The following is a 23,284-nucleotide window of genomic DNA, read 5'->3' as shown; positions in this document are numbered from 1 at the left end:
CAAAGGAACATGACGGACATGATCGATCGCCGTTCGGTAATCGTGGGGGCTGCGGCGCTGACGGGCGCCTGCACGATGGGGCCCCGTCCGGGCGGAGCCGGCACGGCGGCAACCCCGTTCGTCACGGTGGAGGGGCTCACCCTGCGCCGTCATGGTGCGCCCTATCGCTATGCCGGCGCCAATATCTGGTATGGTGCATGGCTGGGCGCGCCGACCGCCTATGGCGACCGGGCGCGACTGTCGCGCGAGCTGGACCGGTTGCAGGCGCTGGGCGTGCGCAACCTGCGCGTGCTGGGATCGGCGGAACTGTCGCCGCTCAAGAATTCGATCACCCCCGGCTTCCGCGATGCCGGCGCCACCTACAACGCCGATCTGCTTGCCGGGCTGGACTGGACGCTGGCGGAAATGGCCAGGCGCGACATGACCGCCGTCGTCTACCTGACCAATTTCTGGGAATGGTCGGGCGGAATGATGACCTATCTCTACTGGGTCAACGGCGGCGACTATATCGACATGAACGATCCGGCGCACCCATGGCCCGAATTCGCCGATCGTACCGCGGCCTTCTATGCCAACGGGCAGGCGCAGGCGCTGTACCGCGATTACATCCGGGCGCTCGTCACCCGCGTGAACGGCGTGACGGGCAAGCCCTATGCCGCCGATCCGACGATCATGGCGTGGCAGTTGGCCAACGAACCCCGCCCCGGTGGATCGGATGCGGTGGCGGTGCCCAACCTGCCGCATTACTATCGCTGGATCGACGAGACCGCGCGCTACATCAAGACGCTCGATCCCAACCACCTCGTCTGCACCGGTTCGGAAGGGCTGAAGGGATCGATCGAGCGCGAGGACGTGGTCCTTGCCGCGCACCGCTCGACGGCGATCGACTATCTGACGACGCACATCTGGCCGAACAACTGGAGCTGGATGGAGGCGGGCAACCTCGCAGGCACCTATGACGCCGGTGCCGCCAGGGTCGCGGATTACATCGCCGCGCACATCCGCCTCGCCACCACGCTCGGCAAGCCGCTGGTGATCGAGGAATTCGGTTACCCGCGCGACGGTGCCACCGCCTATGACCCGACGATCCCGACGACGTTCAAGGATCGTTTCTACCGCCAGATCTATGCCGCGATCGAGGCGGACGTCGCGCGCGGCGGGCCGCTGGCCGGCTCCAATTTCTGGGCATGGAACGGCGAGGCGCGGACGCCCCATGCCGATCACCGTTTCCGGCGTGGCGACCTCGGCTATATGGGCGATCCCCCGCACGAGCCGCAGGGCTGGTACGGCGTGTTCGACAGCGACGCCTCGACTCAGGCCGTCATCCGCGCCCATGCCGCCGTGCTGGCGAAGGGCTGAACGGATGGATCACGGCACGACCCGACGCGGGACGCTGGCAGGCATGGGCGCGCTGGGGCTGTTGCACGCCGCCCCCCTGCTGGCCGCCCCCTCGCTGGCCGCCGCACCGGCGACGCGGGTGTTGAGCAACCCCGCCGCATCGACCGGGGCACAGCGCCTCTATGCCTATCTGTGGAGCCAGTACGGCAGGCGGACGCTGACCGGCCAGCAGGAGGTGGGCCGGTCCGCGAACGGCGGCCAGCCCGAACTCGATTACCTGCGCCGGACGACCGGCCGCCTGCCCGCGATGCTCGGCCTCGACTATATCGATCCGGCCGATAACGACGCGGTCAACGAACGGGCCGTCGCCTGGGCGCGGTCGGGTGGGATCGTCACGCTCTGCTGGCACTGGGGCGCACCCGATATCGGCACCGGCTACGAGAATTCGAAAAAGGATTTCGACGTCGCCGCCGCCTTGCGGCCCGGCACGCCGCAGCACGTCGCGATGCTGCGCGACATGGATCAGGTGGCCGTGCTGCTCGCGGGCCTGCGCGACCGGGGCATCCCGGTGCTGTGGCGGCCGTTCCACGAATTCAGCGGCGACTGGTTCTGGTGGGGCAAGCATGGCCCCGACGCGTTCAAGGCGCTGTGGCGGCTGATGTACGATCGCTATACCCGCGTCCACCGGCTGACCAACCTGATCTGGGTGCTGGGCTGGGCCGGACAGAATGTCGATGCCGCCTGGTATCCCGGCCGCGCGCAGGTCGATATCGCGGGGGCGGACATCTATGTGCAGGATCACGGCAATCTCGCGCCGATGTTCGCGCAGGTGAAGGCGATCGTCGGCGACACGCTGCCGATCTGCCTGCACGAAAATGGTCCGGTGCCCGATCCGGCGCTGCTCGGCCCCGGTTCCGACTGGTTGTGGTTCATGACGTGGCACAGCCGCTGGCTGACGGGCGCGGACCAGAACACCCCCGATCTGCTGCGCCGCTATTTCGCATCGCGCCGCTACGTGACGAAGGATGAACTACCCGCATGGTTGAAGGCATAAGGATCGCCGCCGCACTCGCCGCCCTGTCGCTGGCGGGGACGGCTCCCGCCGCCGGGCCGGCCGCCGAAGCGGTGACGGTGACACCCGCACCGGCCACCGCCGTCGCGGGCGCCGCGCTGCCCCTGAACATCGGCGGGCGGGTCGAGCGCACGCCGGACGGCTATCGCCGACAATGGCCGGGCACCTATCTGGAGGGCGCGTTCCGGGGCAAGGCGGCGCTGATCCGCATCGGCACTGGCGACATCGTGCTCAACGTCGCGGTCGATGGCCGGCGTGTCGCCCACCTCGTCAAGCCGCAGCCCGGCCTCTACCGGATCGGCGGTCTGGCCGGGGGACGTCATACCCTGCGCATCGACGTAGCGGGGGAAAGCCAGTCCGGCCCGACCATGATCGGCGGCCTCTATGCCACCGGCACCACCCACCCCCTGCCCGCCCCGGCCCGTTCCCGCCGCGTCGAGTTCATCGGCGATTCGCATACCGTCGGCTACGGCAACATCTCCACCACCCGGACCTGCACGCCGGCCGAGGTATGGGCGACGACCGACCCGGCACAGGGTGTCGCCGGGCGCCTTGCCCGCCGCTACGATGCCGATTACCGGGTCAATGCGATCTCCGGTCGCGGGATCGTGCGCAATTACGACGGCGGCATCGGCGACACGCTGCCCATCGTCTATCCCTTCACGCTGTTCGACAAGGTGGCGCGCCACGACGACACGGCATGGCACCCGCAACTGATCGTCATCGCGCTGGGCACCAACGACTTCTCGACGGCACTTCATGCCGGCGAACGTTGGGCGACCCGCTCTGCGCTCCACGCGGATTACGAGGACCGGTACGTCGCCTTCGTCACCGGCCTGCGCACCGCGCATCCGGGCGCGCACATCCTGCTGTGGGCGACCGACATGGCCGATGGCGAGATCGCTGCGGAGACGGCCAGGGTCGCCGCCCGCCTGCACGCCGCCGGGGATGCCCGCGTCGCGTTCGTCGCGGTGCCGGGACTGGCGATGTCGGGCTGCGACTATCACCCCTCGACCGCGGACGACCAGATCATCGCCGACCGTCTGGCCACCTATGTGGAGGCGCATCCCGCCCTGTGGGCCGGACGGTAATCGCAAATATCCGGCTCAATCTGGCGGATGGGCTGCGTCCCGCTCGCGATGCGGATGCCGGCCTGAAGAAATAATGGATCGATCATGCTGAAAAAGTCATTCTTTCACTTGCTGGCCGCCCTGCTGTTGCTGGATGCCGCCGCGCCCGTCTCGGCGCAGGAAGTGCTCGATCCCGATCCCAATACGCTGGCGCCGTCGAAGGACCCGAGGCGGACCGCGAACGGCCTGGCCCAGACGCCGCCGATGGGCTGGAACAGCTGGAACAGGTTTGCCTGCAAGGTCGACGAAGCCACTATCCGCGCGACGGCCGACGCGATCGCGTCCAACGGGATGCAGGCGGCGGGATACCGATACATCGTCATCGACGATTGCTGGCACGGCACCCGCGACGCGAACGGCTTCATCACCGAGGACAGGGCACGCTTTCCTGGCGGACTGAAGGCGTTGTCCGACTATGTCCATGCGAAGGGGCTGAAGTTCGGCATCTACTCGGATGCCGGCACCAAGACCTGCGGCGGCCGTCCGGGCAGTCAGGGGCACGAATATCAGGATGCGCTGCAATATGCGCGCTGGGGCGTGGACTATCTGAAATACGACTGGTGCTCGACGGGCGTCCGCAACGCGGAGGAGGCGTATGCGCTGATGTCGGACGCGCTGCGCGCATCGGGCCGCGCCATCCTGTTCTCGATGTGCGAATGGGGCAATTCGAAGCCGTGGCTGTGGGCGTCGAAGATCGGCAACATGTGGCGCACGACCGGCGATATCACCGACAAATGGACCGGCCATCATGGCTATAGCTGGGGCGTGACGTCGATTGCCGACATGAACGAGCCGCTATGGCCCTATGCCGGCCCGGGCCACTGGAACGACCCGGACATGCTGGAAGTGGGCAACGGCGGCATGACCGATACCGAGTACCGGTCGCACTTCTCGCTATGGGCGATGATGGCCGCGCCGCTGATCGCGGGCAACGATGTCGTCGCCATGGACGCGGCGACGCGGGCGATCCTGCTGAACACCGATGTCATCGCGGTCGATCAGGACGCGCTGGGTATCCAGGGCCACCGTGTCTGGAAGGATGGCGATCGCGAAGTCTGGTCCAAACCGCTGTCGGATGGCGGCCGTGCCCTGTTGCTGTTCAACCGTGGCGATGCGCCGGCGACGATCACCGCCGACTGGGCGATGCTCGGCCTGCCGCGCTCGGTCCGACTGCAGGTGCGCGACCTTTGGACGCATCGGGAACTCGGCAGACGTTCGGGCCGCTATCAGGCCGCGGTTCCGCCGCACGGCGTCGTCATGCTGCGACTGAAGCCCTGATCCTTCGACACGGAATCTGCGACCGGGTGTCATAACCGGGCTCCTGTTCGTCGTCGGCGTACGGGAGCCTGCCGACCGGGATTTAGGCATGCCGTGAATCGTGTTGATCGTCGAAGCCATGGATTCGCGACGATCCAGACCGGTCCTTCTCGACCGTTATCCATATGTCTTACCAGATTTGACGTGACATCTGCTTGGCATTCAGTCTCGTTTGATATCGCTCACACGAAAACTGCAGGATTATGTTGTATCTAGACTTCAAGGCAATTGTTAACGCTATTTTTTGGCATTTTATACAAATATTGAACCAGTATTGGTTCGACTTGATCCCAAATCCTGTCGCGAAAGATGATCATTTGCGTTGACAGGCAATTCCATGATGTGCGTATCTGTCCTACATATTGAGGTGTGAGGGCGACAATGCTCCGCACCCGCTTGCTAGGGGGGGGATCAATGAGCACGATTGCGTCATTCCGTTTACGTCGCGTGGCCGCTACCAGTTCGTGGCTGGCGATCGGACTGGCGATCGCCACGATGCCTCATGCCGCGGCGGCGCAATCGAACAGTGGGGCACCGGCGACATCGAATGGCCCGCAGGCCAATGCGCCGTCGTCCGACAGCGAGATCCTGGTCGTGGGGTCCCGCGAGAGCCAGCAGACCGCCAACCGCCGCAAGCGCAACGCCCGCACCGCCACCGACTCCATCGTCGCCGACGATATCGGGTCGTTCCCGGACCGGAACGTCAACGAGGCGATTTCCCGCATCCCCGGCGTCGCGCTGTCCCGCAACGAATTCGGCGAGGGCGACGGCGTCGCTATCCGTGGCAACGGCCCCGGCCTGACCCGCGTCGAGCTGGACGGTATCGGCGTCCAGTCGACCAACGGCCTCGCGGTCGATGGCGGCCCGACGCGCGGCGGCGACCTGCGCGAACTGTCGGCCGAACTCATCAAGAGCGTCGACGTGGTCAAGGGGTCGACCGCCGACCAGACCGAGGGGTCGCTGGGTGGCGGCGTGCAGATCAAGACGCGCAGCGGCCTGGACTTCAAGAAGCCCTATTTCTCGGTGCGCGCCGGCGCCCAGCAGAATTCGCTGGGCCGCGACTGGACGCCGGATTTCAACGCCGTGGCGTCGCGCCGCTATCTGGGCGGACGGCTGGGTGTGATCGTCAGCGGCACCTATGCCAAGATCCAGAACAACGGCCACAATTACGAGAACACGACGAGCAACAACCGCAATTATTCGCGCCTGTACGATTTCGACAATTCGCCCGAAAAGACTTTCGCCTTCAACCCCGACACCGTCGGCACCGATGCCGCGGACGTGCCGATCGCGAACAGCTTCGCACCGGGTGGCGGCGCATTGACGCCGCGCCGGCTCGTCACGCTGGCCGCCGGCGCGCAGAGCAAGGCGGAATGCATCAGCATCTTCCCGTTCAACACCACGGGATCGCCGACGCAGCGGACGCAGCGCATCCTGGAACAGCAGACCTGCCTGAACCAGTGGAACGACTACACCCCGTCGCTGATCCGCCATTTCACCAACGAACAGAATGACGAACGTTATTCGCTGGATGCGCGGTTCGATTTCCAGGTGAACGACAATCTGGTGCTGTTCTTCAAAGGCACCCGTGCCGACCGCAAGGTCCACGACCAGAACCGCAGCCGCACGCCGATCACGCTGTTCAGCGCCAACCCGGCGGGCAGCTTCGTCGATTCCACTATCACCACCGTCCCGCGCACGCGCACGGTTTCACCCAATGCGCCGGCCGGCTATTATCTGTTCGACCCGCAATACGGCCTGAACAACATCGCCAACAATCCGACGCTGGGCAACGTGCTGAACGTCGTGCCCGGCAGCGTCGTGGTCGATGCGAAGCACAACGTCACGGGGATGACGTTGACCAACAACTCGGTCAACATCGACCAGATCGAGAACGAGATCGATACCAAGACCGCCTATGTGCAGGGCGGAGCGGAATGGCGCAGCGACCGGCTGGAGATCGACCTGTGGGGCGGCATGACCCGCGCGCGGACCAGCCGTGCCGACATGCGCACCGCGCGCTCCTATCAATATGGCGACGCCACGCTGGCGCTGCAGGGCAACGGCCTGTGGGATATCCAGCTCCCCACCGATTATGACGAGACGAACCCGGCCAACTTCGTCCAGGTCAACCGTCCGCCCTGCGTCGCGGGCGGAACGAACCCGGCGACCTGTATCGGGCAGAATGCGGTTGCGGCATCGGCCAACGGCCCTGCGACACCGCAGTATCTGGTGTCGCAGCTGCCGCTGGTCACGCCCAGCTTCTCGGTCCAGTATTCCCCGCGTCTCGGCATCGCGTCCGAAAAGATCGGCAAGTTCGATTTCGCCTACAAGACCGAGGATCTGCTGCCGTTCATCAACCGCATCAAGGTCGGTGCGATGTATCGCAACAACCGCATCAGTCGCTGGGGCGGCGGCGGCTACACCACGGTGTCGCAGCAGGGCGTGTTCGGCCAGCCCGGCTATGTGCCCGCGGTCATCGTGCCGACCGCGCAGGTCCGCGGCACCTTCCGCGCGTGCGAGCCGACCGCGGGATCGGCCGCCGCCGGTGGCCTGTCGTGCAACTTCGGCTTCGTGCCCAGCACCAACCCCGCCAATATCCGCTCGGGCGTCGACACGCTGACCCCGCAGGCGTTGCGCGATCTGTTCGCCGGCACACTCGACAAGGCTGATTCGAAATTCTTCGGCGACCTGCCCAACCGCGGCAACCTGCCGCCCTCGTGGCAGGGCATCCGCACCGACGAGCTGTTCTCGCAACTGGGCGCATCGCAGTTCCTGAACTTCGACTGCCTGATCAGTTGCGTCGGCAGCGACGGCCAGACCTATGCGCAGCCGGTCGCGCGCACCAACGAGACGATCAAGAACGTCTACGCAATGGTCGATTTCAATCAGGACCTGCCGCTTGGCCTGCGGTTCGACGGCAACACCGGTGTCCGCGGCGTCTTCACCAAAGTCTCTGGCACGGCCTTGCAGACCATCTCCGCGGTCCGCGTGCTGCCGGGGTTCAACCCGGCCGATCCCAACAACACCGGCACCATCTCGACCCAGACCTTCTCGTTCCCCGCCACCATCAATTCGTCGACACGCGACTGGCTGCCGACGGTTAACCTCAACCTTTGGGCCTTCCGCGACAGCCTGGTCTTCCGGGCCTATGGCGGCAAGACGGTCGCCCGGCCGTCCACCGACCGGCTGCTGCCGGGTGGCAACTGCACCGCCTATGACGAGCGGCAGGCGCTGATCGCGGGCGACGACGAATTCGGGTGCAGCGGCCGGCTGGGCAATCCGGGGCTGAAGCCGTTCACCGCGTGGAACTATAACTTCAGCCTCGAATGGTATGCCAATGCCGACACGTTGTTCTCGGCCACCTTCGGCCGGCTCGACGTGAAGGTCGGCAATCCGATCGGCGTGACGGTGCTGTCCCGCCCGTTCGAGGGCAGCACCGTGACCGATCCCGTCACCGGGCGGCCGCTCAGCGAGATCGAATTCTCGATCCCCACCTGGGCGAACGGGCCGGGCTACAAGCGCAACATCTGGGAATTCCAGGCCAAGACCGCGTTCACGATGCTGCCGTGGATCTTCCGCCACACCGGTGTCGACACCAACCTGTCGATCCTGTCGTCGATCGTCACCTCCGGCCAGCGCGAACCGCTGACCGGCGACACGATGCTGCCGCCCGACGAATCGAAATACTATCTGAACACCTCGTTCTGGTATGACGACGGGCGGTTCAACTTCCGGCTGGCCTATCAGAAGCGCACGACGCGGTTCAGCTGCATCACGCCGTGCGGCGGTAACACCGGCGACATCAACTACCCGGGCGAACAATGGACCAACGTCCGGCTGGTCGGCCCCGGTTACAATCCCGGTACGGCCCGGTTCATCGACGGCAGCGAGTTCCTCGATGCCAAGGCGGCGTGGAACATCACCCGCGCGCTGCAGGTCTATGTCGAGGCACGCAACATCTCGCGGGAGGCGCAGACGATCTCCACCGGGCCGTACATCAACTTCGCCGACGGCACGCCGCGCATCATGAAGATCCAGTATGGCGGCCGCCGTATCCTGGGGGGGGTCCGCTTCCAGTTCGGACGATAACACGGAAAATTCAGGTTACCGGCCACAGGGGGGGGGCAGGCTTCGCAGCGCGCGGATCGCCTGCCCTCCCCCTGTGGCCGGGGTGAACGGAAAATCACGGCCCTCCGGGACGATAGACGATGCGGACCAGCCCCGTGCCGTGATAGAGCCGGCGATGATGACGATGAAGCACCGCCACTCACATATTGGCCCCCGCCTCGGATCGAAGGCGGCGGGATATCTGCTGCTCGGGGCCTGCGCATGGCCGGCCCTTGCCGGGGCGCAGGACATGCCGTCGCCTGCACCGCTGCCGCCCACGGCCCCGGCCATCATCCTGCCGCCACCGATCCTGCAATCGGTGCCGCTGCTCCGATTGTCGACCGGGCAGGCGATCCAGCTTTCCAGCCTGATCGGCAAGGACGCGGTAGCGCAGGGGTTGAGCGACCAGCCACCCACCACCCCGGCGGATAATGACGGGTTGGTGCGCGCCGCGCTCGACCATGCCAGGGCGGTCCATGCCGGGCGGCTGGCAGAGGCGGATTTCCAGCGCGACTGGGCGATGCGGCCGGTGGCCTATGATCCCCTGCCCGGCTTCCTGAATGCCGTGGCCAATGATCGGCTGGCCGCGTGGATCGCCTCGCTGCCGCCGCCTTATGCCGGATACGACACGCTGGTCGCCGGGCTTGCCCGTTACCGCCAGATCGCCGCGGCGGGGGGATGGACGTCGATGCCCGCGGGACCCGATCTGGCCTTTGGCGCCACCGGACCACGCGTGGCGGCATTGCGCCGCCGGCTGGCCGTGGAGGACCCGCAATTGACGGGGTCCGGCGATCGCTTCGATGCCGCCCTGATCGAGGCGGTCCGTCGGGCCCAGCGCCGGTACGGGCTCAATCCGACCGGCACGGTCGGTGCGCAGACGCTGGCCGCGCTCGACGTGTCGGTCGACGCGCGCATCCGCCAGATCAAGGCCAATATGGAACGGTGGCGCTGGCTGCCCCCCACGCTGGAGAAGAACCGCGTGCAGGTGAACATCGCCGCGGCGGTGCTGACGCTGTTCGACGGTGACGCGCCGGTGCTGTCGATGAAGGCGGTGACCGGGCGGCCCGGCGACGAGACGCCGATGCTGACCTCGCAGATTCACAGCATCGTACTCAACCCGCCCTGGAACGTACCCTCGGGCATCGCCAACCGCGAGCTCTGGCCCAAGGAAAAGGCGAACCCCGGCTATCTGGCACGCAATGGCTTCCGCATCATCGACGCGGGAGACGGGGCCAGGCGGTTGCAGCAATCCTCCGAACGCAGCGCCCTAGGCAAGTTCAAGTTCGACTTCGCCAACCCGTTCTCGGTGTATCTCCACGACACGCCGGCGCAATCGGGGTTCGCGCGGTTCGACCGGCTGGCCAGCCATGGCTGCGTCCGGCTGGAAAAGCCGGCGGCGCTGGCCAAGCAGTTGATGAACGCGACGCCCGAATGGTCGCCCGAGACGATCGACACGACGGTCGCGGCCGGCAAGACCGTGCGCGCCAGACTGGCCGAGCCGGTCGCGGTATATCTGCTATACTGGACCGCATTCGCCAGTCCGAACGGGCAGGTCAGTTTCCGCGGCGATCCCTATCGGTGGGACGGAACGCTGGCCGCCAGGATCGAGTCACGGTCCGCGCGCCAGACGCTGGCCCTGCGCTGAGAAGGAAGAACGATGACTGCAAGAACGACCCTCGCGATCGCCGCGGCCCTGCTGACCATCGGCCTCGGCGGATGCTCGCGATCGAACGAGGAGCCGGCCCCGGTGGAGGAGAACCTGGTGGCGCCGGTCGAGATGGCGGAGCCGGCCCCCATCGACACGCCGGAACCGCTACCCACGCCATCGGCGACACCGGAGGTCAATCTGGCGGCGGAGGCGCCCCCCGCCATCGCACCCGGCCCGGACGAGCAGATGCTGGACGACGCCTCCGCCACCGGCATGACCGCTCGTGCCTCCCGCGACGAGGCGCCGGTCACCGACACCGCCCCGGTCGAGCAGGTCGAGCGGAAATAGGCATGTGCCGCGATCCCGACCCGGCGGATCGCCGGCTGGCTTCCTCGACGATCACCCGCGACAGATGGTGAAGGATGTGGCTGCGGCGATCATCGTGCGGGACGGGCATGTCCTGATGGCCCGCCGGGCACCCGGTCAGAATCTGGCGGGCTATTGGGAATTTCCCGGCGGCAAGGTGGAGCCGGGCGAAACCATCCAGACATGCATCGCGCGCGAACTGGCCGAGGAACTTGCCATCACCTGCGAGCCCGGCGAGATCATGATGCGGCATCTGCATCGATACGAGGGCGGCACCATCAACCTGATCGCCATCCATGTCCGGATGACGTGCGAAAAATGGCAGCTTTCGGTGCATGACGACGCACGATGGATCGGAGCCGATGCGCTGATGGCGCTCCGCCTCGCACCGGCGGACATCCCGGTCGCTCGCGCCGTCAGGGACGAACTGCTCGCGGCGACCGACCGGCGGCCCTGACCACGCAAGGCCGGGTCGGCCGGGATCATCTGATGAACCGCAAAACGCATCGGGCCGATGCACGAGGGCCGATGCATTAGAGGTGTCAGGGACACCCAAGGATCGGCAGATAGCCATGTGGAATGGCACCGGTACAGACCGGTTTGCATAGCCCCCCGCATCCCAAACCTTCGCCAAGTTGATCGAGATCATTTTTCACGACGCTGGCCGAGGAACGGACAAGCGCTCCCCGGCGTCCGACATGAACCTGGATTTGACGAGGCTGCATGACCCGACCGACATTGGTGTTTCTCCACGCGCTCGGCGCCAGCGCGGGGGAGTGGGCACAGGTCATCGACCGTCTGGAAGGATACGAATGTCTGGCACTCGACCTGCCCGGCTTCGGCGATGCGACCGATGCCGGCCATGCCGATGTGGCGACGATGACGGACTGGCTGGCGGACCGGATACAGGCCCGCCGGATCACATCGTGCGTGATCGTCGGGCACAGCATGGGCGGCAAGATCGCGACTTTGGTCGCCGCGCGCGCCGCCGCCGGTGAAGCCGGATTGTCCGGCGTGCTGGGTGTCGTGCTGGTCGCGGCCTCGCCCCCCGCGCCTGAGCCGATGGACGAGGATCGCCGGGCCGGCATGATCGGCTGGTTCGCCGACGGGCGCATCGCCCGGGACGAGGCCGCGACCTTCGTCGATGCCAACACCGCCGCGTCGCTGCCCGATGCCCTGCGCGACCGCGCCATCGCCGACGTGATGCGTTCGAACCGGGAAGCATGGCTGGGCTGGCTGGAGCGCGGCAGCCGGGAGGACTGGCGCGCCGCGGCGGGACGGATTACCATCCCCGCGCTGATCGTCGCCGGGGCGGAGGACGGCGATCTGGGCGAGGACGCGCAACGCCGGCTCAACCTGCCGCATTATGTCACGGCCGATCTGCGGGTCGTGCCGGACGCGGCGCACCTGATCCCCTATGAGCAACCGGATGCCCTCGCCGCGCTGATCCGCGATCATGCAGCGATGGTCGCGGCGTCGATACTGCCGGCGGATTTCGTACGGCTCCTCGCCTCCGATCGGGTCAGCCGCAGGACGCGTGCCGCGATGCTGGACCGGATGCGCGCCCCAGTGCTCCCGACAGCGACATGGACCGACCTCGACCGGGAAACCGTCGCCGCGCTGGTCGCGCAGGTCCTGCCCGGTGGCGGTGACGACCGCGATCTGGCCGATCGCATCCTGACGGGCATCGCCGACGGCCCCGGTGACGGCTGGCGCTTCGCCGCGCTGCCGCCCGATGCCGAGGCATGGCGGCGCGGGCTGGCGACGCTGAATGCCGTCACGGGCGGTTTCGCGATGCTGCCGTCCGCGGCCCGGGCTGACTGGCTGGATCGCCTCGCCGACGGGGAAGTCGGTGTCGCGGATGACGGGACGGGCCTTTCCCCCGCGCAGATGGCACTGTGGTTCGAGGACGTCCGCGCCGAAACGGCCCGCACCTGGATGTCGCTGCCCGCGACCATGGCGGCGATCGGTTATGACGGGTTCGCCGTAGGCGGCGATCGTCCCCGCAAGCAGGGCTATACCCGCACCGGTGCCGACGATCCGGAAGCTTGGCAAATCGCGCCGGAGCCGGTGGCGTGAGCACGATCGGGCATGACGCGACGACGCCCGTCGACGCGGTCGTCATCGGCACGGGCGCGGGCGGCGCACCGCTGACCGCCCGTCTCGCCAAGGCGGGCCTGTCGGTGGTCGCGCTGGAAGCGGGACGCGCCTTCCGCCCCGACGATCACGTCGCGGACGAGGTCGCGGCCGACATCTACTGGATGGAGGAACGGCTGAGCGGCGGCGCCACGCCCACTGCGTTCGGGTCGAACAATTCGGGCATGGGCGTGGGCGGATCGACGCTGCACTGGGGTGCCTTCTGCCCCCGCCCCGACCCCCGCGACCTGCGGCTGAAGACGCTGACCGGCGAAGGCGCCGACTGGCCGATCGACCATGCCGAACTGATCCGCTATATCGAGGAGGTGGAGCGGTTCACCGGCGTGTCGGGTCCCGCCGCCTATCCATGGGACGCGGCCCGCCGCTACGCCTATCCGCCCGTGCCCCGCAACGCGGCGGCAGACGCGATGGCGCGCGGCTGCGCGGCGACCGGCATCACCGCCACCGATGCGCCCGCCGCGCTCGTGTCGCGCGATCACGAGCAGCCGCACTGGGGACAGCGTCAGGCCTGCGTCAATTGCGGCACCTGCCATCAGGGATGCCGTAACGCCGCCAAGACCAGCATGGACACCACCTACCTGCCCGTCGCCGCCGCCCATGGCGCCGATATCCGGGCCGGATGCCGGGTGCTGTCGTTCGAGTTCGACGGCACGGGCCGGATCAGCGCGGTCGTCTACCATCAGGACGGCGAGGAACGTCGCCAACGCTGTTCCACCGTCTTCCTGTGTGCGGGCGGGGTGGAGACGCCGCGCCTGCTGCTCAATCTGGGCATCGCCAATTCGAGCGGTCAGGTCGGGCGCAACTTCATGGCGCATGTCGCGACGCAAGTCTGGGGCCGGTTCGACACAGACATGCGGATGAACCGCGGTTACCCCTCGTCCCTCATCAGCGAGGATATGATGCGACCGGGCGACGCGGGCTGCGCGGGCGGTTACCTGATCCAGAGCCTCGGCGTGCTGCCCGTCAATCTGGCCAACGGGCTGGCGCGGGGCACGGGCATGTGGGGCGGGCGGCTGGAGGCGATGCTGCGCGGCTACAACCGGATGGCGGGGATCGGCATCAACGGCGAATGCCTGCCCCATGCCGACAACCGACTGACGCTGGCCGACGAAACCGACGCCTTCGGGCATCGCAAGGCGCGGATCGATTTCAGCTACCATGCCAACGAGCAGGCGATCGATCGTCATGCGCGGCGCACGCTGACCGCGATCTGGAAAGCGGCGGGTGCGCAGGACGTACTGGCGGTCGGTCGCTCGGCGCATACCATCGGCACCTGCCGCATGGGGCATGACGGCGACGAAGCGGTGGTCGATCCCGACGGGCGCAGCTTCGACATCCCCAATCTGCTGATCTGCGACAACTCCGTCTTTCCCAGCGCCCTGGCGGCCAACCCCGCGCTCACGATCATGGCGTTGTCGCTGCGCACCGCCGACCGTTTTCTCACCTCGGACCGTTGAGGAGTTCATCATGGATTTGGGTATCGACAATCGCATCGCGCTCGTCAGCGGCGCGGACTCCGGCATGGGCAAGGAAACCGCCCGGCTGTTGCTGGAGGCGGGCGTGCGCGTCGCCGTCACCGACCGGGCGGACGGAACGCTGGATGCGGCGGTGGACGAACTGTCGTCGCTGGGCGAGGTCATCGGGGTCACCGGCGACGTCACGAAGCCCGATGACGTGCGGGCGATCTGGGCATCGGTGCGCGACCGGCTGGGCGACCCGGATATCTACGTCAACGCCGCGGGCGTCACGGGGGCGACGGGCGATTTCCTCGACGTCAACGATGCCGGCTGGCTGCAGACGCTCGACATCAACCTGATGGGGGCGGTGCGGATGTGCCGCGAGGCCATTCCGGCGATGCGTCGTGGCGGCTGGGGGCGGATCGTGCTGTTCGCCTCCGAGGACGCGGTGCAGCCCTATGTCGACGAACTGGCCTATTGCGCGTCGAAGGCGGGTATCCTGAGCCTCGCGAAGGGGCTTTCCAAGGCCTATGGCGGCGACAACGTGCTGGTGAACACCGTCTCGCCCGCCTTCATCGCCACGCCGATGACCGACAAGATGATGCGCAAGCGGGCCGACGAACGCGGCGAAACCTTCGAGGCGGCGATCCACAGCTTCCTCGCGGAGGAGCGGCCCGGCATGGTCCTGAAGCGGCGCGGACGGGCGGAGGAAGTGGCGGCGGCGGTCGCCTTCCTGTGTTCGGAGCGCGCCAGCTTCATCAACGGCGCCGGCCTGCGGGTCGATTCCGGGTCCGTCTTCACCATCGCCGGATAGGATAAACACCGCGATGTCATGGGGATATTAGCGGCGTGTCGATCGCTTGGTCCCGTGACACGATGACACGGGATCATGACGATGGCTAAAACAGCGCCTAGAACAGCAGTAGTGACGGGCGGCAGCGCCGGTATCGGTCTGGCGACGGCGGAAAGACTGGCCAAAGCGGGCTGGCAGGTCGCGATCATCGCGCGCGATCAGGAACGGCTCGATGCCGCGCGTGCCATGCTGGCGGCGCACGGCACGGCCATCTTGGCGATCAGCGCCGATGTCGCCGATGCCGAGGCCCTCGATGCCGCCGCCGACCGGATCGAGTGGGAACTGGGGCCGATCGGGGCATGGGTGAACAACGCCATGTCGACCGTGGTGGCCCCCGCCGACCGGATCACCCCGGCGGAGTATCAGCGCGTCACCGCGACCACCTATCTCAGTCAGGTGTACGGCACGCTGGCCGCGCTGCGTCATATGAAGCCGCGCGGACACGGGGCCATCGTGCAGGTGTCGTCGGGTCTCGGTATCCGCGCGGTGCCGTTGCAGGCCGCCTATTGCGCCGCCAAGTTCGCAGTATCCGGCTTCACCGATGCGCTGCGCGCCGAACTGATCGGCGACAAGGTGCCGGTGACGTTGTCGGTGGTCTATCTGCCCGCGGTCAACACGCCGCAGCCGGGCTGGGCGCGCAACCATACCGGGCGTGAACAGGTGCTGCCCGATCCGCTGTTCGATCCGCGCCTGTGCGCAGAGGCGATCGTGTCGGCGATCGACGATCCCCAGCGCGAGATCTGGGTGGGGCGCTCCACGCTCCAGATGGCGATCGCGCAGGCGCTGGTGCCGAACTTCGCCGACCGGCAGGCCAGCGGGTTCGCGGAGCAGCAACTGGGCGATGCGACGGGATCGAAGACCGGCAACCTCGATGCCCCCGTGCCCGGCCCCGCCCGCATTGATGGCGACGCCACCGACCGCGCGATCTCGAACCGGCACGAATTCTTCACGTCGCGCCAGCGTGACATGCTCAAGATCGGCATCGGCGGCGGGATTGCCGGGCTGGGTGCGCTGGCCGGCATCGGCCTGTCGCACCTGTGGTCACGATCGAACCGCAACGCCTGATATCCGGGGGTCAGGCCGGCGGCGCCACCATCCCGGCGAGCCGCCTGCCCGACAGCCACGCCGCCTCGACCCGGCTACCGGGCAGCCAGTCGCCGCAGACGCCCAGTCGCTGCCCCCCGTCCCACAGCGCGTCCTGACCGAGCCTTCCCGATTTGGCGTAGCGCCAGCGATGGGCGCTGGTGGCGACCGGTGACGGCAGGTCCACGCCGCTGTCTGCCGCAAACGCCGCGATCAACGTCCGTTCCACGGTGGCGGGGTCGTCCTCGATATGCTCGGTCGACCATGCCGCGGTCGCCTGCAGCACCCACGCCTCCGCCCCGGCGCGGCCGGGCTTGGACGAATTACGTACGGCGGAGGCGATGATGCCCCGGTCGGTCAGACGATCGGCCCCGATCGGCAGCCGCCGGTCATAGGCCGCCATCACCGTCCAGCACGGATCGGACGGCGTCGCCCGCGCCTGCCCGGCCCAGTCCGGCCGATGGGCCTCGACCAGCGGGGCGACCTGTTCGGCGGGCACAGCGACGATCGCCGCGTCGAACGGCGTCGCATCGACATCGTCGCCATGGCAGGTCCAGCCATCGCCGGTCCGCGTCAGCCGGTCGATACGGCGATGCCAGCGCACGTCCAGATGCGCGGCGAGATCGCGGATGGGGGCATTCATCGCCGGCGTGCCGACCCAGGCATCGTCACCCGCCGCCGCCCAGCGCGCGACATGGCCGCTGTCGGCCCAGCGTTCGATCCGGGCGACGAACACCGGGTCGCGCGCGGTCATGTATTGCGCGCCGTGATCGAACCCGATCTCGCCGAGGTCGGTCGTCAGCCGCCGCGTCGACATGCGACCGCCCGGACCACGCCCCTTGTCGAACACGACGACATCATGGCCCGCCTCTACCAGCGCGGTCGCGCAGGACAGGCCCGCCATGCCGGCCCCGACAATCCCGATCCGCATCCGTCATTCCTCCAGCAGCCGTGCCGTAGCCTTACGACCCGGCCCGGTATGGGTCCCGATATACGCGTTGCGGGGCAGCGTCGCCGGCACCGACACGGCGGGGATCGCCCGTGTTGCCGCCGTCGCCAGCCATGCCGCCCCGCCATCCCGGTGGCGGGTCGATCCGTCGCCGCGCCGCGCGACCCGCCCATAAACCGCCCGCTCGTTATCGGCGGGCGAGCCCGCGAACATCGCCGCGATGTTGCCATAGGTCGACGGGTCCCGGCCATCCAGGCTCAGTCGATCGTTCAGGTAACAGGCGGTGGCCCAGGCGGTGTCGGGATCGGGCGTCATCGCGATGATCCGCTTGCCCCAGTACATGCGCAGGTTGTTGTGCATCCAGCCATCGATCAGGAACTGGCACTGGCAGGCGTTCCAGCTTTCGTCGCGCGTCTCGCCGCGCAGCATCGCCGTCAGCGTTTCCGCCTCGGGCCGGGGATCATCTGCATGGTCCGCCAGCGTGTCCCGCGCCCAGGCCGGCACCCGGTCATATCGGGCCGGCGCGTCCAGCATCCGCGCCTGATGGTGGAACCACTCGCGCCAGCCGAGCAGTTCGTCGGCGAACTTGGCCTTGTGCCGGGCACCGGCGGCGGCGGCCGTTACCGCGGCCATCACCTCGCGCGGCCCCAGCACGCCGAAATGGAGATAGGGCGACAGCCCGCTCGCCCCCTCCGGTCGCGTCGCGTCGTTGCGGGCGGTGGCGTAACCGGGCAGCACGTCCGCGACCAGCCGGTGCAGCCGGTCCTGCGCCGCCACGCGACCGGCCGGATGCATGACGCTGGCCGGCAGGCTGTGATCGATCGACAGTCCCGCGATCAGCGCGTCGGTATCCAGTTCCTCGATACGATCCGGCGTGAAGGGCAGCGGGCCGTCATAGGGCGCGACCGTCGGCACCACGTCCTCCCCCGCCATCCAGCCGGCCCGCTCCGGCTCGTGCCGCCGCAGGAAACCGGATCGCCCACGCACATCGTCGCCGATCACGGCGGGCGGAACCAGGCAGGCCGCGTTGACCGCAAATACCGCCACGGCCGCGCGCGCGGCGACCCGTTCCGACTGCCGGCGCGCAACGAAGGCGGGCTGATCCTCCAGCACGATCGCCGCGGCATCCGCGCCGAGGCGGTGGACCAGCCCACGCTCACGATGCCCGGCACGATCGACATGGTGGACGCAGGTCAGCCCCCGCGCCCGGCAATCCGCCGCCAGATCGCGACCGGCCCCCAGGATGAAGTGGTGCAGGCGATCCGATGCATAGGGATAATCCTCGGCAATGCCGTGATAGACCAGCACCGGCAGTCGCAATGCGTTGCCAAGGCGCACGGCCGCATCGATCACCGGATTGTCGCGACCCCGCAACGCCTGTTGCAGCCAGCACAGTACATGATCCCCGATCGTGCCGAGGGGCTGGTCGTTGAGCGCGCGCACCCGTGGCGCCTGCCGCCAGTCGGCAAGCCCCGTCGGCAGATCGCGCGTCATCGCTTCATGCCCCCCGACTTCGGCCCTGTCCGCCCGGCCGCACGGGCGGAGGCCCGGCGCCAGGCCACGAACGCGATCACGCCCACGCCACCGAGTGCAACGATCGGTACCCCGCCGCCGCCCGGGCGGCCACGCGGCTCCACCTGCTTTCCGCCGGACGGGTGGTCGTCATACCGCGACAGGTCGACATCCTTCGATCGCCCCCCGAACAGCTTGCCGGTGACGCGGCGCACCACGGGGCGGCTCGCCACGTTCAGCACCGCGTGCAGCAGCCGGATGCCCGGCCGGCTGTGCGGATTGGCGAGGCGCGGCGCGATCGTCGGAACGCCCTGCGCATCCTCGACCATCGGCCGCATCGCCTGTTCATAGGCGGCGAACGCCGTCGGCACGTCGGCGGTGCGGATCAGTTCCGCCGCCAGTACATAGGCACCGGTGATCGCCAGCGTCGTGCCATAGCCGGCGATCGGCGTGGCGCACCAAGCGGCGTCGCCGGTCAGAGCCACGCGCCCGGCCGACCAGCGCGGCATCCGCACCTGCCGAAGGACGTCGAAATAGAAATCGTCAGTGTCCGCCATGCCGGCCAGCACGCGATCCGTCTGCCAGCCAGCCCCGGCAAAGCGTTCCCGCAACCACGACTTCTGGCGGTCGGCGTCCCAGTCCTGCTCGCCGCCGGGCGGTTGCTGCACCGACAGCATGGCGCGGGCGGTGCCGTGCCGGTCGGGGCGGAGCGACACGCTGCGACCGCCCGGTGCATTGTACCACCGCCACATCCGGTCGTCGTCCGGCATCCGCGGAATGGTGAAATAGGCGATCGTCAGGTTCATCCAGCGCGACCGGTTCTCCCCCGGGAACACCAGCGCGCGCGTCGCCGATCCCACCCCCTCCGCGATGATGACCGCGTCATATCGCTCGACCAGGCCGCTGGCGAAGGTGACGGTCGCCCCCGTGCCGTCCTGTCCGATATCGGCGATGCGATCGCCGAAGCGGTAGGTCGAATGCTCGCGGGCCGCGTCGTACAACAACCGGGCCAGGTCGCCCCGCAATATCTCCATCTCGGCGGTCGGCCCGTCGGTGCCGTCGGCGGGGAAAGCGGCCGCCACCCGGCCGTCCGCCTCGACCCATGCCGTGCCCTCCTCGCCCGTGCCATGATCCAGTGCGGCGCGTTCCAGCCCCATCCGGCGCATCACGTCGCGACCGACGCCGCGAACGTCGATGTTCTGGCCGCCGTCACGGAAGGCGGGCGCCCGCTCGACCACGGTGACGTCGAAGCCGGCGCGACCGAGCCACCAAGCGATGGTATTGCCGGCGACGCTCGCGCCGGCGATCAGGATATGGCGGGACATGGAAAGGCTGCTCCTCGTCCCGCTCAACGATCGGCAGCCGATAAGTCGCCCGGCCATCCCGATAATCCGCCCGATACTCCGTGTCGCCATGCCGGGGCGGCGTTTGCCCGGCTGGCGCGTTCCGGCCATCATGAGCCACTCCCATGACCGCTATCCCTACAGCGCCATCGTCGATCGCCCAGCCTATGACTGGCCGGGCGGCCGTCGCCTCGCCATCTATCTGGGTATCAATCACGAGGTGTTCGATTTCGGCTGCGGACTGGGACCGCAACTCGCCCCGTCGCAGACCGAACCCGACGTGATGAACTATGCGTGGCGCGATTACGGCAACCGCGTCGGGGCATGGCGGTTGATCGACCTGTTCGACCGGCTGACGCTGCGTACCACCGCGCTGCTCAATGCCGACGTGCTCGACCGGTGCCCCGGTCTGGCGGAGGCATGTCGGGACCGGGGCGACGAGATCGCCGCGCACGGCGGCAGCAACGCGAAGGCGCAGGGCAACATGTTCCGCCCCGGCGAGGACCGGATGATCGCCGACGTGACCGAACGGCTGGCCAGCCTGGGCGTCCGGCCCACCGGATGGCTGGGCCCGTGGATTTCGGAAAGCCGCCACACCCCGGACCTGCTCGCCAAAGCCGGTTATCGCTATGTTCTCGACTGGGCGCATGACGACCAGCCGACCCGTCTGTCGACCGCCCATGGCGGGTTGTTGTCGATACCCTATTCGCAGGAAATCAACGATCTGCCCGCCATCGTCGCACGCCATCAGGAGGCGGAGACATTCGCGGGGATGATCCGCGATGCGGTCGGACAGTTGCTGTCGGAATGCGAACGTCGCCCGCTCGTCCTCGGCATCGCGCTCCACCCCTTCATCATGGGGCAGGCGCACCGCGTCCCCGCCCTCGCACGGGTGCTGACCGAATTGCGCGAGGCCGACGATCCCCGCATCTGGTGGACGACCGCCGGCGAGATCGCCGTGCATGTCGAGGCGAACGAACTGGCCGCCTGACCCGCCCTGTTATGCGGCTTGCGCGGCGATCAGCCGGTCAGGCCGCTGTCGGAACCAGCCCGGCCGACGATCGGGCGGCCTCGAACCGGGCATGACCGGACCGCCGGACCTGCGCGCCACGTCCGCCCATGTCGCGCCGCGCGACCTTGAACCGGCTGGCCTGATCGGCAAGCTGCCCGACCTCGCCCGCCAGATTGCGCGCGGCGGCCGATGTTTCCTCGACCATCGCGGCGTTCTGCTGGGTCGACTGGTCCATCGTCCCGATTGCCGCCGATATCTGGGTGATCGCCGCCGACTGCGCCTGGTTGTCCGCCGCCATCGTCGCCAGCAGTTCGTGGACCTGCGCGACATCGCCCGAGATGTTGGCGAGCGCGCCGTCAACCTTCGTCACCGCCTCGACCGCGGTGACGATATCGGTCTGCGTCACCGTCAACTGATCACGCGCCCGCTTGGCTTCCTCTTCGGCCCGCATCGCCAGCGCCGACACCAGATCGGCGACCACTGCGAAACCACGCCCGGCATCGCCCGCCCGGCCCGCCTCGACCGCGGCGTTCATCGCCAGCACGCGGGTCTGGAACGCGATCTTGTCGAGCCCCTCGATGACGCTGTCGATGCCCTTGGCGCTGTCCGATACCCGGCCCATCGCCTGTACCGCCTCGTCCGCCACCGCACGGCCGCCACCGACCGTGGCGATTGCCTGATCGGCGCGTTCCACCGTCCGCGTCGCCGCGACCGCTGACGCGCGCAGCCGACCATCCATCTGCGTGACCGAGGCGGCCGTCTCTTCCAGCGAGGCGGCGTTGCTTTCGGTACGGCGTGCGAGGTCTTCGGACGCCTGCGCGATCTCGCCCGAGCCGGTGCGGATCGTGGTCGCGCTCTCCGACACCGAGCCGATCAGATCGTGCAGCTTGTGCAGCGCGCTGTTGAAGTTCGCCTTCAGTACCGCATATTCGGCAGGAAATTCCGTGTCGATCTTCGTGGTCAGGTCACCCCCCGACAGGTGCGACAGATGGGTGGACACGGTATCGACCACCATCTTCTGTTCGGCATCGGTGCGCGCCTTCGCCTGATCGGCCGCCTGTTTGGCAAGGCCGTTCTCCCGGAACACGGCGACCGCGCGCGCCATGTCACCGATCTCGTCATGCCGTTGGGTGCCCGGCACGGACAGGTCGTGGCGTCCCTGCGCCAACGCGGTCATCATCTGCCCCATCGCCGCCACGGGACGAAACATGACGCGCGCCGCGATCATGCACCCGGCGGCGGCGATCAGGGTCACCACGATGGCGATCGTCAACTGCCGGCGCTCCACCGAATCGACCTGTGCGAAGAAGTCCGCGGTCGGGATGCCGACGAAAAGTACGCCGATCACGCGGCCATCGGCATCCTTGATCGGATCATAGGCGGCGAAATAGGGCTTGCCGAGAATGTCGGTCATGCCGCGATAGGGTTCGCCACGTCCCAGCACGGCGTCATGGGCCGGCCCCCGCTTCAACGTGGTGCCGATCGCCCGCGTCCCGTCATCCTTCTTGACGTTGGTGCTGATCCGCATGTCTCCCCGGAATATCGTTGCCGTGCCACCGACCAGCGACTTGATGCGGTCGACCACCGCATCGTTTCCGTTGAGGAGCGTCCGGCCGATATACAATTGATCGCCCTCTGCCCGGAAACCGTTGCCGGCGGTCTGCAAGACCGACCAGGCGACGCGCATGTTGCTTTCCTGGCGCTCGGCACCCTGGATCGCCGCGCTGTCGTACAGGACGGTATGCATCCCGATCGCGGTCGCTGCGGACAGGGCGATGAGGGCGATGACGATCATGATCGTCATCTTCATCGACATGCGCAGCCGGTTGAGCATGTTGCCGATCACCCTCGTCATGGTCTCTTCCTCGCATTCCGATACGGGGCCGCTGTCGACGGCCGGTCGAATGAACGGGGGGACAAGCCCGCCAGCCGGTCGG

General features: G+C 67.8%; 17 protein-coding genes. 13 read left to right on the top strand and 4 right to left on the bottom strand.

The features are described 5' to 3' along the window. The first annotated feature begins 9 nt into the window (after positions 1 to 9). The 12 genes from ABD719_RS05780 (at position 10) to ABD719_RS05725 (ending at position 16,513) form a co-directional block, all read left to right on the top strand. Complete coding sequence (locus ABD719_RS05780) at positions 10 to 1,359, top strand: glycoside hydrolase 5 family protein (protein WP_344692416.1); 1,350 nt, start codon at positions 10 to 12, stop codon at positions 1,357 to 1,359. A gap of 4 nt (positions 1,360 to 1,363) precedes the next feature. Then, positions 1,364 to 2,392 (top strand): glycosyl hydrolase, encoded by a 1,029-nt coding sequence (locus ABD719_RS05775; RefSeq protein ID WP_344692415.1) that lies wholly within the window; start codon positions 1,364 to 1,366, stop codon positions 2,390 to 2,392. Next, the gene (locus ABD719_RS05770) at positions 2,377 to 3,501 is read left to right on the top strand and encodes an SGNH/GDSL hydrolase family protein (protein ID WP_344692414.1); all 1,125 of its coding nucleotides are present in this window, start codon (positions 2,377 to 2,379) and stop codon (positions 3,499 to 3,501) included. The genes ABD719_RS05775 and ABD719_RS05770 overlap by 16 nt, the downstream gene beginning before the upstream one ends. An 84-nt stretch (positions 3,502 to 3,585) precedes the next feature. Then, complete coding sequence (locus ABD719_RS05765; protein WP_344692413.1) at positions 3,586 to 4,818, top strand: alpha-galactosidase; 1,233 nt, start codon at positions 3,586 to 3,588, stop codon at positions 4,816 to 4,818. Between the two features lie 453 nt (positions 4,819 to 5,271). Beyond that, positions 5,272 to 8,949: a TonB-dependent receptor gene (locus ABD719_RS05760; RefSeq protein ID WP_344692412.1), complete on the top strand. Its 3,678-nt coding sequence runs from the start codon at positions 5,272 to 5,274 to the stop codon at positions 8,947 to 8,949. A 157-nt stretch (positions 8,950 to 9,106) separates the two neighbouring features. Next, on the top strand, positions 9,107 to 10,612 hold the full coding sequence (locus ABD719_RS05755) for a L,D-transpeptidase family protein (RefSeq protein WP_425567123.1): 1,506 nt from the start codon (positions 9,107 to 9,109) through the stop codon (positions 10,610 to 10,612). Positions 10,613 to 10,624: 12 nt separating this feature from the next. Next, the gene (locus ABD719_RS05750; protein ID WP_344692410.1) at positions 10,625 to 10,963 is read left to right on the top strand and encodes a hypothetical protein; all 339 of its coding nucleotides are present in this window, start codon (positions 10,625 to 10,627) and stop codon (positions 10,961 to 10,963) included. Positions 10,964 to 10,967: 4 nt separating this feature from the next. After that, the gene (locus tag ABD719_RS05745; protein ID WP_344692409.1) at positions 10,968 to 11,438 is read left to right on the top strand and encodes a (deoxy)nucleoside triphosphate pyrophosphohydrolase; all 471 of its coding nucleotides are present in this window, start codon (positions 10,968 to 10,970) and stop codon (positions 11,436 to 11,438) included. A 266-nt stretch (positions 11,439 to 11,704) separates the two neighbouring features. Next, positions 11,705 to 13,060, top strand: coding sequence for an alpha/beta hydrolase (locus ABD719_RS05740; RefSeq protein WP_344692408.1), 1,356 nt, complete (start codon positions 11,705 to 11,707; stop codon positions 13,058 to 13,060). Continuing rightward, positions 13,057 to 14,595 (top strand): GMC family oxidoreductase, encoded by a 1,539-nt coding sequence (locus tag ABD719_RS05735; RefSeq protein WP_344692407.1) that lies wholly within the window; start codon positions 13,057 to 13,059, stop codon positions 14,593 to 14,595. Before ABD719_RS05740 ends, ABD719_RS05735 begins: the two co-directional genes overlap by 4 nt. Before the next feature lie 10 nt (positions 14,596 to 14,605). Continuing rightward, positions 14,606 to 15,409 carry an SDR family NAD(P)-dependent oxidoreductase gene (locus tag ABD719_RS05730; RefSeq protein WP_344692406.1) on the top strand — a complete coding sequence of 268 codons (804 nt, stop codon included), beginning with the start codon at positions 14,606 to 14,608 and terminating at the stop codon, positions 15,407 to 15,409. A gap of 81 nt (positions 15,410 to 15,490) precedes the next feature. Further along, entirely contained in the window at positions 15,491 to 16,513 is a 1,023-nt protein-coding gene (locus ABD719_RS05725; RefSeq protein ID WP_344692405.1) for an SDR family oxidoreductase, read from the top strand. A 10-nt stretch (positions 16,514 to 16,523) separates the two neighbouring features. On the opposite strand, the gene ABD719_RS05720 is transcribed toward ABD719_RS05725, so the two are convergent. From ABD719_RS05720 to ABD719_RS05710, 3 genes are read right to left on the bottom strand one after another with little or no spacing between them, the layout of a single operon-like run. Beyond that, positions 16,524 to 17,462, bottom strand: coding sequence for an NAD(P)/FAD-dependent oxidoreductase (locus ABD719_RS05720; protein ID WP_344692404.1), 939 nt, complete (start codon positions 17,460 to 17,462; stop codon positions 16,524 to 16,526). A gap of 3 nt (positions 17,463 to 17,465) precedes the next feature. Next, on the bottom strand, positions 17,466 to 18,974 hold the full coding sequence (locus ABD719_RS05715) for a deoxyribodipyrimidine photo-lyase (protein ID WP_344692403.1): 1,509 nt from the start codon (positions 18,972 to 18,974) through the stop codon (positions 17,466 to 17,468). Further along, on the bottom strand, positions 18,971 to 20,317 hold the full coding sequence (locus tag ABD719_RS05710; RefSeq protein ID WP_344692402.1) for an FAD-dependent monooxygenase: 1,347 nt from the start codon (positions 20,315 to 20,317) through the stop codon (positions 18,971 to 18,973). The genes ABD719_RS05715 and ABD719_RS05710 overlap by 4 nt, the downstream gene beginning before the upstream one ends. Positions 20,318 to 20,447: 130 nt before the next feature. On the opposite strand from ABD719_RS05710, the gene ABD719_RS05705 reads away from it, so the two are divergent. Next, positions 20,448 to 21,326, top strand: coding sequence for a polysaccharide deacetylase family protein (locus tag ABD719_RS05705; RefSeq protein WP_344692401.1), 879 nt, complete (start codon positions 20,448 to 20,450; stop codon positions 21,324 to 21,326). A 37-nt stretch (positions 21,327 to 21,363) separates the two neighbouring features. Here the strand turns inward: ABD719_RS05705 and ABD719_RS05700 are convergent, their stop codons facing one another. After that, complete coding sequence (locus tag ABD719_RS05700) at positions 21,364 to 23,202, bottom strand: cache domain-containing protein (RefSeq protein WP_344692400.1); 1,839 nt, start codon at positions 23,200 to 23,202, stop codon at positions 21,364 to 21,366. Positions 23,203 to 23,284 lie beyond the last annotated feature (82 nt).

The sequence above is a fragment of the Sphingomonas cynarae genome, assembly GCF_039537815.1.
Classification (GTDB): domain Bacteria; phylum Pseudomonadota; class Alphaproteobacteria; order Sphingomonadales; family Sphingomonadaceae; genus Sphingomonas; species Sphingomonas cynarae.
The sequence above is the reverse complement of the archived record's forward strand: the minus strand, read 5'-3'. Positions and strand labels throughout refer to the sequence as shown.

Excerpts from the sequence above, each read along its gene's own strand:
- ABD719_RS05720 (WP_344692404.1), bottom strand. The coding sequence starts at position 17,462 with ATGCGGATCGGGATTGTCGGGGCCGGCATGGCGGGCCTGTCCTGCGCG.
- ABD719_RS05705 (WP_344692401.1), top strand. The coding sequence starts at position 20,448 with ATGAGCCACTCCCATGACCGCTATCCCTACAGCGCCATCGTCGATCGC.
- ABD719_RS05765 (WP_344692413.1), top strand. The coding sequence starts at position 3,586 with ATGCTGAAAAAGTCATTCTTTCACTTGCTGGCCGCCCTGCTGTTGCTG.
- ABD719_RS05740 (WP_344692408.1), top strand. The coding sequence starts at position 11,705 with ATGACCCGACCGACATTGGTGTTTCTCCACGCGCTCGGCGCCAGCGCG.
- ABD719_RS05775 (WP_344692415.1), top strand. The coding sequence starts at position 1,364 with ATGGATCACGGCACGACCCGACGCGGGACGCTGGCAGGCATGGGCGCG.
- ABD719_RS05750 (WP_344692410.1), top strand. The coding sequence starts at position 10,625 with ATGACTGCAAGAACGACCCTCGCGATCGCCGCGGCCCTGCTGACCATC.
- ABD719_RS05770 (WP_344692414.1), top strand. The coding sequence starts at position 2,377 with ATGGTTGAAGGCATAAGGATCGCCGCCGCACTCGCCGCCCTGTCGCTG.
- ABD719_RS05755 (WP_425567123.1), top strand. The coding sequence starts at position 9,107 with ATGACGATGAAGCACCGCCACTCACATATTGGCCCCCGCCTCGGATCG.
- ABD719_RS05700 (WP_344692400.1), bottom strand. The coding sequence starts at position 23,202 with ATGACGAGGGTGATCGGCAACATGCTCAACCGGCTGCGCATGTCGATG.
- ABD719_RS05780 (WP_344692416.1), top strand. The coding sequence starts at position 10 with ATGACGGACATGATCGATCGCCGTTCGGTAATCGTGGGGGCTGCGGCG.
- ABD719_RS05715 (WP_344692403.1), bottom strand. The coding sequence starts at position 18,974 with ATGACGCGCGATCTGCCGACGGGGCTTGCCGACTGGCGGCAGGCGCCA.
- ABD719_RS05760 (WP_344692412.1), top strand. The coding sequence starts at position 5,272 with ATGAGCACGATTGCGTCATTCCGTTTACGTCGCGTGGCCGCTACCAGT.
- ABD719_RS05725 (WP_344692405.1), top strand. The coding sequence starts at position 15,491 with ATGGCTAAAACAGCGCCTAGAACAGCAGTAGTGACGGGCGGCAGCGCC.
- ABD719_RS05710 (WP_344692402.1), bottom strand. The coding sequence starts at position 20,317 with ATGTCCCGCCATATCCTGATCGCCGGCGCGAGCGTCGCCGGCAATACC.
- ABD719_RS05730 (WP_344692406.1), top strand. The coding sequence starts at position 14,606 with ATGGATTTGGGTATCGACAATCGCATCGCGCTCGTCAGCGGCGCGGAC.